Origin of the sequence: Pseudomonas sp. B10(2017), from assembly GCF_002113295.1 — a bacterium.
Lineage (GTDB): Bacteria > Pseudomonadota > Gammaproteobacteria > Pseudomonadales > Pseudomonadaceae > Aquipseudomonas > Aquipseudomonas pudica.
On record NZ_NEJU01000015.1, the window covers coordinates 115311 to 131054 of the forward strand.

Consider the following 15744-nt stretch of genomic DNA (forward strand, 5'->3'; position numbering starts at 1 on the left):
GAACCTACGATGAGCACTGAAGGTGCCAACAATGGAAGCCGCTGGCTACCGCGCCTGATCGGCGCGCTGCTGTTGCTGATGGGCCTGGCCCTGCTGGCCGGCGGCATCAAGCTGAGCCAGCTGGGCGGATCGCTGTACTACCTGATCGCCGGTATCGGCTTTGCCCTGTCGGGCATCCTGCTGCTGGCTCAGCGCCGCCTCGCCCTGGGCCTGTACGGCCTGGTACTGCTGGGCAGCACCGTGTGGGCCCTGCTCGAAGTGGGCCTGGATTGGTGGCAACTGGTGCCACGCCTGGCCATCTGGTTTGCCATCGGCGTGGTCCTGCTGCTGCCCTGGGCGCGTCGTCCACTGATCGGCCCGGCCAGCAAGGCCAACACTGCGCTGCTCGGCGTTGCAGTGGTCGCTTCGGGCGCCTGCGCCCTGGGCAGCCAGTTCACCCACCCCGGTGAAGTGTTCGGCGAACTGGGCCGCGACAGCAGCGAAATGGCCAGCGCTGCCCCGGCCATGCCCGACGGTGAATGGCAAGCCTACGGCCGCACCGAGCACGGCGACCGCTATTCGCCATTGCGCCAGATCACCCCGCAGAACGCCTACCGCCTGGAAGAGGCATGGCGCATCCGTACCGGTGACCTGCCGACCGAAAACGACCCGGTGGAGCTGACCAACCAGAACACCCCGCTTAAGGTCAACGGCATGCTCTATGCCTGCACCGCGCACAGCCGCTTGCTGGCCCTGGACCCGGACACCGGCGCGGAAATCTGGCGCTACGACCCGCAGGTCAAGAGCCCGGTCGGCACCTTCAAAGGCTTTGCCCACATGACTTGCCGCGGCGTTTCGTACTACGACGAAAACCGCTACGTCAGCCGCGACGGCAGCCCGGCTCCGAAAATCACCGACGCCGGCCAGGCCGTGGCCCAGGCCTGCCCTCGTCGTCTCTACCTGCCGACTGCAGACGCCCGCCTGATCGCCATCAATGCCGATAACGGCAAGGTCTGCGAAGGCTTCGCCAACCAGGGCGTGATCGACCTTACTACCGGCATCGGCCCGTTCACCGCTGGTGGCTACTACTCCACCTCGCCAGCCGCGATCACCCGTGACCTGGTGATCATCGGTGGCCATGTCACCGATAACGAGTCGACCAACGAGCCATCCGGCGTGATCCGTGCGTACGATGTGCACGATGGCCACCTGGTGTGGAACTGGGACAGCAACAACCCGGACGACACCAAGCCACTGGCTCCCGGCAAGATGTACAGCCGCAACTCGGCCAACATGTGGTCGATCGCCAGCGTCGATGAAGACCTCGGCATGATCTACCTGCCACTGGGCAACCAGACCCCGGACCAGTGGGGCGCAAACCGCACACCGGGTGCCGAAAAGTACAGCGCCGGCGTGGTCGCCCTCGACCTTGCCACCGGCAAGGCTCGCTGGAACTACCAGTTCACCCACCACGACCTGTGGGACATGGATGTCGGCAGCCAGCCGACCCTGGTCCACCTGAAGACCGACGATGGCGTGAAGCCGGCTATCATCGTGCCGACCAAGCAAGGCAGCCTGTACGTACTCGACCGCCGCGACGGCACGCCGATCGTGCCGATCCGTGAGATCCCCACCCCTCAAGGTGCGGTGAAGGGCGACCACACCTCGCCGACCCAGGCCCGCTCCGACCTGAACCTGCTCGGCCCCGAGCTGACCGAACAGGCCATGTGGGGCGCAACGCCGTTCGACCAGATGCTGTGCCGCATCCAGTTCCGCGAACTGCGTTACGAAGGCCAATACACTCCGCCGTCCGAGCAAGGGTCGCTGGTCTACCCCGGCAACGTAGGTGTGTTCAACTGGGGTAGCGTGTCGGTCGACCCGGTGCGCCAATTGCTGTTCACCTCGCCAAACTACATGGCCTTCGTGTCGAAGATGATCCCGCGTGAGCAGGTGGCCGAGGGCAGCAAGCGCGAAAGCGAGACCAGCGGCGTGCAGCCGAATACCGGCGCGCCGTACGCGGTGACCATGCACCCGTTCATGTCGCCACTGGGCGTCCCGTGCCAGGCCCCGGCCTGGGGCTATGTCGCCGCCATCGACCTGTTCACCAACAAAGTGGTGTGGAAGCACAAGAATGGCACCACCCGCGACAGCACCCCAGTGCCGATCGGCCTGCCGGTTGGCGTACCGAGCATGGGCGGTTCGATCGTCACCGCTGGTGGCGTCGGCTTCCTCAGCGGCACCCTGGACCAGTACCTGCGCGCCTATGATGTGAACAACGGCAAGGAACTCTGGAAAGCCCGCCTGCCCGCGGGTGGCCAGGCCACGCCGATGACCTACACCGGCAAGGATGGCAAGCAGTACGTGCTGGTGACTGCCGGCGGGCATGGCTCGCTGGGCACCAGGATGGGCGACTACATCATCGCCTACAAACTGGCTGAGTAAAGCTGCCGAGCCCCGCCAGCGGGGCTCACCCGCTGTACTTGCCTCATCGCCGGCAAGCCAGCTCCCCCAGGTACTTCACTAGCCTTGAAAGCAGTGGGTCACCAGTGGGAGCTGGCTTGCCGGCGATAGGGCCGGAACAGGCCACCAAAGATCCCCTTCCCTCCTGCCATCATCTACCATTGAAACCCATCCCCCCGCGCCCCATCTAAGCACCATAGTCATTCACGCAGGTGCCCCATGAGCGACCAGCAGGATTTCCCGGAACATCCCGACGAACACAGCGAAGTCGAACACACCACTCCCCAGGCCGAAACCGGCCACGCCCTCGCCCTGCCCGGCCAGCAACTGCCGGACAAGGTCTACGTGATCCCGATCCACAACCGTCCATTCTTCCCGGCCCAGGTGCTGCCGGTCATCGTCAATGAAGAACCTTGGGCAGAAACCCTCGACCTGGTGGCCAAGTCGCCAGACCACAGCCTGGCCCTGTTCTTCATGGATACCCCGCCAGAGGACCACCGCCACTTCGATACCTCTGCGCTGCCGCAGTACGGCACGCTGGTGAAGGTGCACCACGCCAGCCGCGAAAACGGCAAACTGCAGTTCGTCGCCCAGGGTCTTACCCGGGTACGCATCCGTACCTGGCTCAAGCACCACCGCCCGCCGTACCTCGTCGAGGTCGAGTACCCGCGCCAGCCCGCCGAGCCGACCGACGAGGTCAAGGCATACGGCATGGCACTGATCAACGCGATCAAGGAACTGCTGCCACTCAACCCGCTGTACAGCGAAGAGCTGAAGAACTATCTCAACCGCTTCAGCCCCAACGACCCGTCGCCACTCACCGACTTCGCCGCCGCACTCACCTCGGCCACCGGCAACCAGTTGCAGGAAGTGCTCGACTGCGTCCCCATGCTAAAGCGCATGGAAAAGGTCCTGCCGATGCTGCGCAAGGAAGTCGAGGTCGCGCGCCTGCAGAACGAGATCTCGGCCGAGGTCAACCGGCAGATCGGCGAGCACCAGCGCGAGTTCTTCCTCAAGGAACAGCTCAAGGTCATCCAGCAGGAGCTGGGCCTGACCAAGGACGACCGCAGCGCCGACCTCGAGCAGTTCGAGCAGCGCCTCGAAGGCAAGACCCTGCCGGACCAGGCGCGCAAGCGCATCGACGAAGAAATGGGCAAGCTGGCCATTCTCGAAACCGGCTCGCCCGAATACGCCGTCACCCGCAACTACCTGGACTGGGCCACCGCCCTGCCCTGGGGTGTTTACGGCAAGGACAAGCTCGACCTCAAGCACGCGCGCAAGGTCCTCGACCAGCACCACGCCGGCCTCGACGACATCAAGGAACGCATACTCGAATTTCTCGCCGTGGGCGCCTGGAAAGGCGAGATCAGCGGCTCGATCGTGCTGTTGGTGGGCCCGCCCGGGGTAGGCAAGACCAGCATCGGCAAATCCATCGCCGAATCGCTCGGCCGGCCGTTCTACCGCTTCAGTGTCGGCGGCATGCGTGACGAGGCCGAAATCAAGGGCCACCGCCGCACGTACATCGGCGCCCAACCCGGCAAGCTGGTGCAGGCCCTGAAGGACGTCGAAGTGATGAACCCGGTGATCATGCTCGACGAGATCGACAAGATGGGCCAGAGCTACCAGGGCGACCCGGCTTCAGCGCTGCTGGAAACCCTGGACCCGGAGCAGAACGTCGACTTCCTCGACCACTACCTCGACCTGCGCCTGGACTTGTCCAAGGTATTGTTCGTGTGCACCGCCAACACCCTGGACTCTATCCCCGGGCCATTGCTCGACCGCATGGAAGTGATTCGTCTGTCCGGCTACATCACCGAAGAGAAATTGGCCATCGCCAAGCGCCACCTGTGGCCCAAGCAGCTGGAAAAGGCCGGCGTGGCCAAGACCAGCCTCGGCATCAGCGACAGTGCCCTGCGCGCGGTAATCGAAGGCTACGCGCGCGAAGCCGGAGTGCGCCAGCTGGAGAAACAACTGGGCAAGCTGGTGCGCAAGGCCGTGGTCAAGCTGCTGGAGACCCCCGAAGCCAAATTGAAGATAGGCGCCAAGGACCTTGAAACCGCGCTAGGCATGCCCGTGTTCCGCAGCGAGCAGGTGCTGACCGGCAAAGGCGTGATCACCGGCCTGGCCTGGACCAGCATGGGCGGCGCCACGCTGCCGATCGAAGCCACCCGCATCCACACCCTCAACCGCGGCTTCAAGCTGACCGGCAAGCTGGGTGATGTGATGAAAGAGTCGGCCGAAATCGCTTATAGCTACGTCAGTTCCAACCTCAAGCAGTTTGGTGGTGACCCAGGTTTCTTCAACGAAGCGTTCATTCATCTGCACGTGCCCGAAGGCGCCACGCCCAAGGACGGCCCGAGTGCCGGCATCACCATGGCCAGCGCCCTGCTGTCGCTGGCCCGAGACCAGGCGCCGAAGAAGGGCGTGGCCATGACCGGCGAGCTGACCCTGACCGGGCAGGTACTGCCGATTGGCGGTGTGCGTGAGAAGGTGATTGCGGCGCGGCGGCAGAAGATCTTCGAGTTGATCCTGCCGGAGCCCAACCGTGGGGACTATGAAGAACTGCCGGACTACCTGCGCGAAGGCCTGACCGTGCATTTCGCCAAGCGCTTCGCCGACGTGGCCAAAGTCCTGTTCTGAGCTGCTCCGGCCCCTTCGCGGGCTTGCCCGCTCCCACAGGGAAATCACAGTTTTCAAATACTGTGCAATACCTGTGGGAGCGGGCAAGCCCGCGAAGAGGCCGGCACAGGCAACACAAATCTCCTCGATCATCGGTTATCCTCAGGCCATCGTCAGCCTCCGGAGCCAACATGACCGCCCCTCGTCTGCTCGTTCCCCTGAGCTTCGCCCTGATTTCCGCCTGCGCCCAGCAGCCTACGCAACCCGTCGAACTGGACGCCGAAAGCGAATGCCCGACACGCCTGCAGGTTGGCCAGGTACTGACCCTGAGCTTGCCCAGCAATCCATCCACCGGCTACCGCTGGCGCGTCGAGAACCCCGCCTCGAACGTGCTGAAAAGCCTCGGCCCGGAGGTGTACAACGCCCCCGAGGAAGACATGGTCGGCAGCGCTGGTGTCTCTACCTGGCGCTACAAGGCCAGCAGTGTCGGCACATCCCAGTTGCTGCTGATTTACCAGCAACCCTGGGCCAAAGACGTCGCCCCGGTGCAGACCTTTGAATGCAAAGTTATCGTCCGTTAAGTGCAGTCAGCTGCGGTCATATGCCATCTGAACCACTTTCAGGTACTCGCAGAGATCTTGCAACGCGGCCGTGCCATCCGGCAAAGCCATCGTCGGGTCGAGCTTTGCAGCTTGAGCCTGCCACTGCAGCTCCAACTTGCGAAGCTCTTGCAGCCACTCATTCTTCAGTGGCTCGACCCCGGCCAATGCCTTGACAGCATCGCGCTCATCCAGGGCGCTTTCCAAGGTATGCTGAACATGCCGCCGGTCATTCAGTGCCCCCTCGATTCTTGCATCAAGCCGGCTGCGGGCGTTACTCAAGTCACTGAATGTCTTGACACCTTCCAGCACATCAGCATGCTTGTGCAGCTTTTTCGTTGCCGCCTTGAGCACACTCGTATCGATTTTCGGATCCGTAATCAGGCCGATTATCTGGTCAATCTCATCATCGTTCGGTATCAACCCCTTCAAGGCACTGGCAACAGAAGGCTTTTCCAATACCTCTAGAGCCGCAACAATATCTGCCTGTTTTTGCCGCAATTGAGCCAAACGCTCATCGAACGCCACTACTTGCTGCCTATGCAGGTCGACACGGCTTTCCAGTTCTGGCAATGCCTCGATCAAGGCGGCTAACGAGAAGAGTTCCAGACGCTGATTTTGCCTGACCAATACCGAGTGAAGCTGACTCAGACGGTTCAGAACGGTTGCCAACCTGTGGTGGGTCTCAGCACCTGGTTGGCTTGAAACAAACTGCCGATCCTCCAACAACACGATAGCGCCTATCAGGCTCTCCTTGAAAGAACGCTCGACTGCCAGCAACAGCACTCGTAACTCACCAAGTTGCTCACGCGCCCGCGGGAGCACTTTCATGCCCCATGCGTCTTCAAGACTGAATATCTGATCTTGCACTTGCTGCATGCGTACGAAGTCGGGCACAGCGGCTTTGATATCTACTACGTCCATGTCAGGCATCCTCATACTCTTCAACGAGTTCATCAAACAGTTCAGACAAGGTGTGGCAGATGCTCCCTATTTTCCCCCAAGGTCTGATGACTTCCGAAAAATCATGAACGAACGCCTCCAGCTGCATTATGTCCTTCAACTCTTTTGCTTCGTTTACCGAGTTATTGGCGTATGAGGCCATGAACAACCAGAGGTCCGCCAGACGCCGGGTTGCGGATGACAGGTCCTTGCACCTGAACTGCAGATCCCTGACCAAGGTTGAGATACGCTCGAAGTCCTGAAGGGCCGGCAAGAGTTTGGCCATTTCTTTCGCCAGCTCATCACGCTTCTCGATCAGCGCATTCTTTTCTGCCCGAATGCTTTCGGCTTTGGAACCGAAAACGCCTCCGGTCACGGCTACACCAATCGGTCCGAACAAAAGCCCGGTGAATGCATAGCCCACGTTGGCAGAATAATCGGACGCCAGCTGATCGATCTTTTCATCCCATTCATCGAGTTGCTGCCGCTTTTGCATGACGACTTCACTGGAGGCCTTTTCGTCGAAATGCGTGATCAAACGCCCCAGGCGAGGCTTGATCTCGCGTTTGATTTCACCATTGAACCAATTGGCGCGGGTATCGACTTCTTCGATCCGGCGCCGAGTGCCTTCGATCTCCCTTACCAATTCGGTAATACCAGGTGCCAGTACTCTGCTTAGCTGTGCCTGCTCATCTTCACTCAACGCCGTGGTATATACGTCGTCACCCTGTTCGGCCCTGGAGCTCTTGATCGCTAGAAACACATCACTGTTTTCCAGATTGTTCAATAGCGTGCTGCCACGCAGTACCAGGCTTTCGGCAAACAGTTCAATTTCCGGGCCCAGCTGCTTGATGCTTCGTTCGAGCTCGTCCCATACATCGATATGCCTATGTAACGCACGATAAAGCTCATACACAAGTGAAGCGTCCAGCCTCAAGGCTGCATAATCAACTTCCTTTTCGACCTGACCCAAGGTACGCGGCAAATGGTTCACCACATTGGCATACCTCTTTATTGCTTTCAGATTCTCCGCAGTCAACAAGCTGCCTGCTTGCTGACCATTGCTCAATCGGCTTCCAAGGAACTCGAAATAGCGCTTCGGCAGCACTTTAACTTTGCTAAGTGGATCCATTTCATCTACGGTGTACTTTTCCTGGTCAGTTGCGACAGCCATTACTCACCTCAAGATATTGACAACAGCATGCAAATTCATGCACTTGAATTTTGTTTGTTCTCCAGTCTCGATACTGTCGCTTTGATAAAGTAACGATGTGGGAAACTTCGCTTTAGTCTGGGGTAACCGTCCGGCGCTCCTGAAGCATTGCCATGGCAAGACGCGTGGCCTTTGGCTAAAATGCGCCTCCGTTTCACCCTGTATCGAGCCCGCCGTGAGCAAACAACCCGACCGCCTTTTCGCCCAGCCCCTGGAGCAAGTGCCCGACTTCGTCTTCAACGAGGATGTGGTGCGTGTGTTCCCGGACATGATCAAGCGCTCGGTACCGGGCTACCCGACCATCGTCGAGAACCTCGGCGTGCTGGCCGCGCGCTTTGCCCAGCCGCACACCGCGCTGTACGACCTGGGTGCGTCGCTGGGTGCCGTTACCCAGTCTCTGCGCCGCCATGTGCGCAGTGACGGCTGCCGGGTGATCGCCGTGGACAACTCCACGGCGATGGTCGAGCGTTGCCGCCAGTACCTCACCGCCCAGGACTCGATGTTCCAGGAACTGCTGCCGGTGCAGGTGCTGGAAGCCGACATCCTGGCCCTGCCCTTTGAGCCCGCCTCGGTGGTGGCGATGAACTTCACCCTGCAATTCATCGCCCCCGACCAGCGCCTGGAGCTGCTCAGCCGTATTCGCCAGGCACTGTTGTCCGGTGGTGCGCTGATCCTCTCGGAAAAACTGCGCTTCGCCGATCATGAACAGCAGGACCTGCTCAATGAGCTGCACCTGGACTTCAAACGTGCCAATGGCTACAGCGAACTGGAAATTGCCCAGAAGCGCAGCGCCATCGAGAACGTTATGAGGCCCGACACCCTCGAAGCCCACCAGGCGCGCCTGCGCTCAGCCGGCTTCTCGAAGGTGGTGCCCTGGTTCCAATGTCTTAACTTCGCCTCTTTGATTGCCCTCCCATGATCGATCTGTCCCCCCTCGTCCGCCGCCTGGCGGGTACGCCTCTGGCTTCCTGGTCGCAAGGCCTGCAAGCGCAACTGGAAGCCAAGCTGGAAAAGGGCCACGGTGACCTCGACCGTTGGCGCGGTGCGCTGGAAGCCCTGCCCGCCCTGCAACCGAGCGAAATCGACCTGGTCAATGGGCTGCGCCTGGACTGCGATTGCGACGATGCCACCCGTGCGCAGATGCGCCAGGCACTGATGGGCCTGTCGCCTTGGCGCAAAGGGCCATTCGACCTGTTCGGCGTGCATGTGGACACCGAATGGCGTTCGGACTGGAAATGGTCCCGGGTCGGCCCGCACCTGGATCTCAAGGGCAAGCGCGTGCTCGACGTGGGCTGCGGCAACGGTTACTACCAGTGGCGCATGCTCGGTGCCGGTGCCGACATGGTGATTGGCGTCGATCCCAACTGGTTGTTCTTTTGCCAGTTCCAGGCCGTCCAGCAATACCTGCCAGAGCTGCCCGCCTGGCACCTGCCCTTCGCCCTGGAAGACCTGCCGGCCAATCTCGAAGGTTTCGACACGGTGTTTTCCATGGGGGTGTTCTATCACCGTCGCTCGCCCATCGAACACCTGCTGGCGCTCAAGGACTGCCTGGTCAAGGGCGGGGAACTGGTGCTGGAAACCCTGGTGATCGAGGGTGACGAAAACCAGGTGCTGGTACCTGAGGACCGCTATGCACAGATGCGCAACGTCTGGTACCTGCCGTCGGTGCCGGCACTGGAACGCTGGTTGCGCCGTGCCGGTTTCAGTGAGGTGCGTTGCGTCGACGTAAGCGTGACCAGCGTCGAGGAACAGCGCAGCACCGAGTGGATGCGCTACCAGTCACTGGGCGACTTCCTTGACCCGAACGACCACAGCAAGACCATCGAAGGCCTGCCGGCCCCTCGCCGCGCCACCCTGCTGGCGCGCAAATAAAAAAGGCGCCCGGATGGGCGCCTGAATACACCTGCGCCGAGGAGCTGTCACGGCGCAGGTGCTGTCACTCAATCCTTGGCCAACTCGCGGGCCTTTTCCTGCCCTTTGCGCTCACGCTCGGCAACGGCCTGTTGCTTGTCGCCATGCAGGCGCTGCTGGTCTTCGCGGAACGCTTGCCAGAATCGTTTCGAACGTTCCACGCCACCCTCGGCGTAAACACTGGCGCTGCCCAGGGCAATGGTGGCCAACAGCAGGTATTTGGTCAGGTTCATCGTGGTTGCCTCGTGATAACCGATCAGACAGCGCCATCCTAGCGAGGGCTGGCTAACGGCAAGGTGAGGCGGGGATTACAGTCTTGCAATGTGGCCTTGTTTTACCTGTTCGGGCCCTATCGCCGGCAAGCCAGCTCCCACAGGATCACCACAGGTCTTGAAAACTGTGCAGTACCTGTGGGAGCTGGCTTGCCGGCGAACAGACAACCAGATAACAGCAGCATTACAAATCCGTTATCTGCGCCGCACGCCCTTACTCATGCCGTAACATCCTGCGCCTTGACCCTGATGCCACTACAGGGTCGAGAATCGCCCCCTTTCATCACACCGAGCCCACCCATGCGCCTACTGATCATCGAGGACGAACTGCGTACAGCCGACTACCTGCAACAGGGCCTGCGCGAGAACGGCTACGTGGTCGACTGCTCCCACACCGGCACAGATGGCCTGCACCTGGCACGCCAGCAGCCGTACGACCTGGTCATCCTCGACGTCAACCTGCCCGAACTCGATGGCTGGACCGTACTGCAGCGGCTACGCGCTGAATCGGCCACGCGCATCATGATGCTTACCGCCCACGGCCGTCTGGCAGACCGGGTCAAGGGCCTGGACCTGGGTGCCGACGATTACCTGCTCAAACCTTTCGAGTTCCCGGAACTGCTGGCCCGCATCCGCAGCCTGCTGCGCCGTAACGACCAGCAATTGCAGCCCAGCACTCTGCGCGTCGCCGATCTGGAGCTGGACCCCGGCCGCCACCGCGCCTACCGCGCCGGCCAGCGTATCGACCTCACCGCCAAGGAATTCGCCCTGCTGCACCTGTTGATGCGCCAGACCGGCGAGGTGCTGTCGCGCACTCAGATCATCTCGCTGGTGTGGGACATGAACTTCGACTGCGACACCAATGTGGTCGAGGTTTCGATCCGGCGCCTGCGGGCAAAGATCGACGACCCGTTCGACAACAAGCTGATCCATACCCTACGTGGCGTCGGCTACGTGCTCGAGGCACGCTTTTGAAAAACGCGAGCCTGTCACTGCGCCTGGGTTTGAGCGTGACGCTGATGGGCGCCGCACTGGTGCTGCTGCTGGCCTGCCTTGCCGTGTTCGCCCTCGATCACGAACTGGACAGCCGAGCACGCAAGGACCTGGCGCGCAAGATGCTGCAGGTCGAGCACAACCTGCGCGTCGACCTGCGTAGCGAAGATCTGGGCAGCCGCGCCCATCCCTTGCTCGACCTGGTGATGGGGCACGATAACCTCAGCCTCAGCGTGCTGGCCCTCGAAGGCCGCCACCCGCACCTGCTCAGCCTGGGGCCAGCGCTGGAATCGCAGGTAGGCGAGCTGCGCACTGGTGCCCGCCTGGCCTTTCATGCGTGGCGCGACAGCAATGGCAACCAGATACTCACCGTGACCCGGCTGATGCGCCTGCGCGACGACACCCCGGTCAAGGTAATGATGTCGCTCAACCGCGCCGACGACAACGCCCTGCTGCAGGCCTACCTGCACTCCACCTTGCTCGCGCTGCCGCTGCTGCTGTTACTGATCGGGGCCGGAGCCTGGTGGCTGATGCAGCGCGGCCTGAAGCCACTGCGGCACTTCCGGCGCATTGCCGGGCGAGTGTCGGCCCAGGACCTGCAACATCGCCTGCCCGCTAGCGGCCTGCCGCTGGAACTGGCAGAGCTGGCCAGCAGCATCAACGTGATGCTCGACCGCCTCGATCAGGGCGTCAGCCAGCTGTCGCAGTTCTCCGATGATCTGGCCCATGAACTGCGCACACCGTTGAGCAATCTGATGGGCAAGGCGCAAGTGACGCTGGCCCGCGAACGGGACAACGCGAATTACCGGGAAGTGCTGGAAGACAGCGTCGAAGAACTGACCCGGCTCAACCGCATCATCAATGACATGCTGTTCCTCGCCCAGGTCGGCCAACCCCAGGCCCAGGTCGCGCTCAAGCCCATGGCATTAGCCGACGAGACGGCGCGGGTTGTCGAGTTGTTTGCGCTCAGTGCCGAGCTGAAAGGGGTTGAGTTACGTGTGCATGGCTGGGGGACGGCGCAGGGAGATCGGCTGATGTTTCAGCGGGCACTGTCGAACCTGTTGAGCAATGCTATTCGGCACTGCCCCGATGACAATCCTGTGGAACTGCGTATCGAGCGCATGGGCAGCGAAGTTCGGCTTTCGGTGGAAAACCAGGGGCCTGGTATTGCTGAAGAACACCAGTCGCGCTTGTTCGAACGTTTTTACCGGGTGGGCTCGGGGCGCTCGCGGCTCGAGGGAGGGACCGGGTTGGGGCTGGCGATCGTGAAATCGATCATGCAGTTGCATGGTGGGCGGGTCGAGGTCAGCAGCAGCCCCTTGGGACCTACTCGGTTTACCCTGGTGTTTCCTGCCGATTGATCGGCTGCCTGTGCCGGCCTCTTCGCGGGTAAACCCGCTCCCACAGGGGATCGCACACGCCTCAGGCCCGTAGGGTACCTGTGGGAGCGGGTTTACCCGCGAAGAGGCCGGTACAGGCGACCAGCGGTTAGCGCGAAGCCGCCACGATCAGCGCCTTCATCTCGGCCACTGCGGCCTTGAAGCCGACGAACAGCGCATGCGCCACCAGCGCATGGCCGATGTTCAGCTCATTGATGCCTTTGATTGCCGCTACCGCCTCGACGTTGTGGTAATGCAGCCCGTGACCGGCATTGACGATCAGCCCCTGCCCCACGCCAAACGCCACGCCATCGACGATACGCTTGAGTTCCTCGGCCACTTCGGTCGGGGTTTCGGCATCGGCGTAACGCCCGGTGTGCAGCTCGATGGCAGGCGCGCCAACGCGACGCGATGCCTCGATCTGCCGCTCGTCGGCATCGATGAACAGCGACACTTCAGCACCGGTACGCGAAAGGCGCTCAACCGCAGCCTTGATCCGTGCTTCCTGGCCCGCCACGTCCAGGCCGCCTTCGGTGGTCAGTTCCTGACGTGTTTCGGGTACCAGGCAGATATGCGCCGGGCGGATCTTCTCGGCAAAGGCCATCATCTCTTCGGTGACGCCCATCTCGAAGTTCATGCGGGTCTGCAGTACATCCTTGAGCAGAACCACGTCACGCTCCTGGATGTGCCGGCGGTCTTCACGCAGGTGCACGGTAATACCATCGGCGCCTGCTTCCTCGGCATCCAGGGCAGCCTTGACCGGATCAGGGTAACGCGTGCCCCGGGCCTGGCGCAGGGTCGCCACGTGGTCGATGTTTACGCCGAGAAGCATGCGGTTGCTGTGAGTCACGAAAGGCTCTCCTGAAGATTGAGCCCCACAGCATACGTCGTGATCAGCGCTTGCGAAACAGTTCCCGGCTGACCAGCGGTTTTGCCCCCAGATGAACCGCCAGTGCCTGGCGCATCAGGCGCTTGGCAGCGAGCAAGGCACCTGGGGCATCCCAGTCGGCTTCGGCCAGGGCCGCCAGTTCACTGCCGCGGAACAGCCCTGGTTGCACCAGCTCGACCCGCTCCAGGCCGGCGTCCACTCGCAAGCGGTACAGGCCATCGGCCGCGATCGGCTGGTCATTGACGTCGTGGTGCAACGAAAACGCATAACCGAGCTCGTCCAACAGCCGCCATTCGAAGGAGCGCAGCAGCGGCTCCAGCGGGCGACCGGCGGCCAAGGCTTGCAAGGTCAGGGTGTAGTGTTCGAACAGCGCCGGAAAAGGCGCTTCGGCTGGCAGCAGGCGCATGAGCAGTTCGTTGAGGTACAACCCGCTGAACAGGGCATCGCCATGCAGCCAGCCGGCGATGCCGGCACTGTCCATGCGACCGACATTCTTCAGCTCGCCACGCCCACGCAGTTCCAGCTCCAGCGGCACGAACGGCCGCACCAGGCTGCCACCCTTGCCACGCGCACGGCGCAGCACGGCGCGCATGCGCCCTTGCGGGGTGAAGAAGTCCACCAGCGCACTGGTTTCTTTGTAGGCACGGCTGTGCAGCACGTAGGCTGGCTGGCCGACAGGTTGTTCCATGGAAAATACGTGCCCCAGGGGTTGCACTGGCCCTTGTAGGAGCGGCCTTGTGTCGCGATAGGGCTGCGCAGCAGCCCCAGCAATTTATGCTGCGAAGCTGAAAATCCGGGGCCGCTTTGCGGCCCTGTCGCGACACAAGGCCGCTCCTGCAGAGACCGGCCGTGCGAGGCTTAGAGGTCGCCGTAGCCCAGCGAACGCAGGGCGCGCTCGTCATCGGACCAGCCGCCTTTCACCTTGACCCACAGATTGAGCATGACCTTGGAGTCGAACAGCACCTCCATGTCCTTGCGCGCCTCGGAGCCGATGCGCTTGATGCGCTCGCCCTTGTCGCCAATGATGATCTTTTTCTGGCCGTCGCGCTCGACCAGGATCAGCGCATGGATGTGCAGCACATGGCCCTGCTGCTTGAATTCTTCGATTTCCACGGTGATCTGGTACGGCAATTCCGCACCCAGCTGGCGCATGATCTTCTCGCGCACCAGTTCGGCAGCCAGGAAGCGGCTGCTGCGGTCGGTGATCTGGTCTTCGGGAAAGAAGTGTTCGTTCTCGGGCAGGTGCTTGGCGATCTGTGCTTCCAGCGCCTGCAGGTTGTGCCCCTGCTGCGCGGAAATAGGCATCACTTCGGCGTTCGGCAACTGTTCCTGCAGCCATTGCAGGTGCGGGATCAGTTCGGCCTTCTCTTCCATGCGGTCGGTCTTGTTGACCGCGATGATCAGCGGGCCTGTCACGTACTGCACGCGCTCCAGCACCAGTTGGTCCTCGTCGGTCCATTTGGTGCGGTCGACCACGAAGATCACCACGTCGACGTCCTTCAGGGCCGCCGAAGCATTGCGGTTCATGTAGCGGTTCAAGGCCTTGTCGTTGGCCTTGTGCATACCGGGGGTATCAACGTAGATCGCCTGCACGTCACCCTCGGTCTTGATGCCGAGCATGTTGTGGCGGGTGGTCTGCGGCTTGCGAGAGGTGATCGCCAGCTTCTGGCCGAGGATGTGGTTGAGCAGGGTCGACTTGCCCACGTTCGGGCGGCCGACAATGGCCACGTAGCCGCAGCGGGTCGGGTTGCTATCAGTCATTGCCATTCTCCACGCCCAAGGCGATCAGTGCAGACGCGGCGGCGACTTGCTCGGCAATACGCCGGCTAACGCCCTGGCCACGGCTCTTGTTGTTCAGCAGCACTACTTCGCATTCGACGAAGAAGGTCCGGCAGTGCGGTTCGCCCTGGATATCTACCACTTCGTAACGCGGCAGCTCACAGCTGCGCGACTGCAGGAACTCCTGCAGGCGGGTTTTCGGGTCCTTGTTGGTATCGACCAGGGTCAGGCCTTCGAACTCATCGGCCAGCCAGGCCAGCACGCGCTCCCGGGCCGTTTCCATGTCGGCGTCCAGGTAGATGGCGCCAATCAGCGCCTCCAGGGCGTCGGCCAGGATCGACTCGCGGCGGAAGCCACCGCTCTTGAGCTCACCCGAACCCAGGCGCAGGTGATCGCCCAGATCGAAACCACGGGCCAGGCGGGCCAGGGTCTCACCCTTGACCAGGCGCGCGCGCAAGCGCGACAGCTGGCCTTCGCGGGCCTGCGGGAAGCGCTCGAACAGCGCTTCGCCGGCGACGAAGTTGAGAATGGCATCACCGAGAAACTCCAGGCGCTCATTGTTGCGCCCGGCGTAACTGCGATGGGTCAGTGCCAGGAGCATCTGGTCCTGGTTCTTGAAGGTATAACCGAGCTTTCGCTCCAGACGGGCAAGGGGAGCACTCATGCAGCCACCCGTTCGTTGTTCAACGCGTTGTTCAAATCAACATCC

14 protein-coding genes are annotated in these 15744 nt (G+C 61.9%); 7 read left to right on the plus strand and 7 right to left on the minus strand.

Annotated elements, in window-relative coordinates; all coding sequences use genetic code 11:
* The first annotated feature begins 9 nt into the window (after positions 1 to 9).
* From CAF92_RS18445 to CAF92_RS18455, 3 genes are all read left to right on the plus strand, one after another.
* Positions 10 to 2421: a glucose/quinate/shikimate family membrane-bound PQQ-dependent dehydrogenase gene (locus CAF92_RS18445; RefSeq protein WP_085601574.1), complete on the plus strand. Its 2412-nt coding sequence runs from the start codon at positions 10 to 12 to the stop codon at positions 2419 to 2421.
* 237 nt (positions 2422 to 2658) lie between these two features.
* Entirely contained in the window at positions 2659 to 5079 is a 2421-nt protein-coding gene (lon, locus tag CAF92_RS18450) for an endopeptidase La (protein ID WP_085601575.1), read from the plus strand.
* Positions 5080 to 5249: 170 nt separating this feature from the next.
* Positions 5250 to 5639 (plus strand): protease inhibitor I42 family protein, encoded by a 390-nt coding sequence (locus CAF92_RS18455; RefSeq protein ID WP_085601576.1) that lies wholly within the window; start codon positions 5250 to 5252, stop codon positions 5637 to 5639.
* A 6-nt stretch (positions 5640 to 5645) separates the two neighbouring features.
* Here CAF92_RS18455 and CAF92_RS18460 read toward each other — a convergent pair whose 3' ends face one another.
* Together CAF92_RS18460 and CAF92_RS18465 are read right to left on the minus strand one after the other, a co-directional pair.
* Positions 5646 to 6581 (minus strand): alpha-xenorhabdolysin family binary toxin subunit B, encoded by a 936-nt coding sequence (locus tag CAF92_RS18460; protein ID WP_085601577.1) that lies wholly within the window; start codon positions 6579 to 6581, stop codon positions 5646 to 5648.
* Position 6582: 1 nt separating this feature from the next.
* Positions 6583 to 7773 carry an alpha-xenorhabdolysin family binary toxin subunit A gene (locus CAF92_RS18465; RefSeq protein WP_085601578.1) on the minus strand — a complete coding sequence of 397 codons (1191 nt, stop codon included), beginning with the start codon at positions 7771 to 7773 and terminating at the stop codon, positions 6583 to 6585.
* Between the two features lie 214 nt (positions 7774 to 7987).
* On the opposite strand from CAF92_RS18465, the gene cmoA reads away from it, so the two are divergent.
* The gene (gene cmoA, locus CAF92_RS18470) at positions 7988 to 8731 is read left to right on the plus strand and encodes a carboxy-S-adenosyl-L-methionine synthase CmoA (protein ID WP_085601579.1); all 744 of its coding nucleotides are present in this window, start codon (positions 7988 to 7990) and stop codon (positions 8729 to 8731) included.
* A complete protein-coding gene (gene cmoB / locus CAF92_RS18475) occupies positions 8728 to 9684 on the plus strand; it encodes a tRNA 5-methoxyuridine(34)/uridine 5-oxyacetic acid(34) synthase CmoB (RefSeq protein WP_085601580.1) in 957 nt (318 codons plus the stop codon). The genes cmoA and cmoB overlap by 4 nt, the downstream gene beginning before the upstream one ends.
* Before the next feature lie 68 nt (positions 9685 to 9752).
* Here cmoB and CAF92_RS18480 read toward each other — a convergent pair whose 3' ends face one another.
* A complete protein-coding gene (locus tag CAF92_RS18480; protein WP_085601581.1) occupies positions 9753 to 9956 on the minus strand; it encodes a hypothetical protein in 204 nt (67 codons plus the stop codon).
* A 339-nt stretch (positions 9957 to 10295) separates the two neighbouring features.
* Between CAF92_RS18480 and CAF92_RS18485 the strand changes: the two genes are divergently transcribed.
* On the plus strand, positions 10296 to 10970 hold the full coding sequence (locus CAF92_RS18485; protein ID WP_046614840.1) for a heavy metal response regulator transcription factor: 675 nt from the start codon (positions 10296 to 10298) through the stop codon (positions 10968 to 10970).
* A complete protein-coding gene (locus CAF92_RS18490) occupies positions 10967 to 12349 on the plus strand; it encodes a heavy metal sensor histidine kinase (RefSeq protein ID WP_085601582.1) in 1383 nt (460 codons plus the stop codon). Before CAF92_RS18485 ends, CAF92_RS18490 begins: the two co-directional genes overlap by 4 nt.
* Before the next feature lie 127 nt (positions 12350 to 12476).
* Here the strand turns inward: CAF92_RS18490 and pdxJ are convergent, their stop codons facing one another.
* The 4 genes from pdxJ to rnc all read right to left on the minus strand — a co-directional run bounded on the left by pdxJ (position 12477) and on the right by rnc (position 15699).
* Positions 12477 to 13199: a pyridoxine 5'-phosphate synthase gene (pdxJ, locus tag CAF92_RS18495; protein ID WP_153670549.1), complete on the minus strand. Its 723-nt coding sequence runs from the start codon at positions 13197 to 13199 to the stop codon at positions 12477 to 12479.
* Positions 13200 to 13260: 61 nt separating this feature from the next.
* Positions 13261 to 13944: a DNA repair protein RecO gene (gene recO, locus CAF92_RS18500; RefSeq protein ID WP_085601583.1), complete on the minus strand. Its 684-nt coding sequence runs from the start codon at positions 13942 to 13944 to the stop codon at positions 13261 to 13263.
* A 170-nt stretch (positions 13945 to 14114) separates the two neighbouring features.
* Positions 14115 to 15017 carry a GTPase Era gene (gene era / locus CAF92_RS18510; protein ID WP_015271595.1) on the minus strand — a complete coding sequence of 301 codons (903 nt, stop codon included), beginning with the start codon at positions 15015 to 15017 and terminating at the stop codon, positions 14115 to 14117.
* Positions 15010 to 15699: a ribonuclease III gene (rnc, locus tag CAF92_RS18515; RefSeq protein ID WP_003258487.1), complete on the minus strand. Its 690-nt coding sequence runs from the start codon at positions 15697 to 15699 to the stop codon at positions 15010 to 15012. The genes era and rnc overlap by 8 nt, the downstream gene beginning before the upstream one ends.
* Positions 15700 to 15744: the final 45 nt, after the last annotated feature.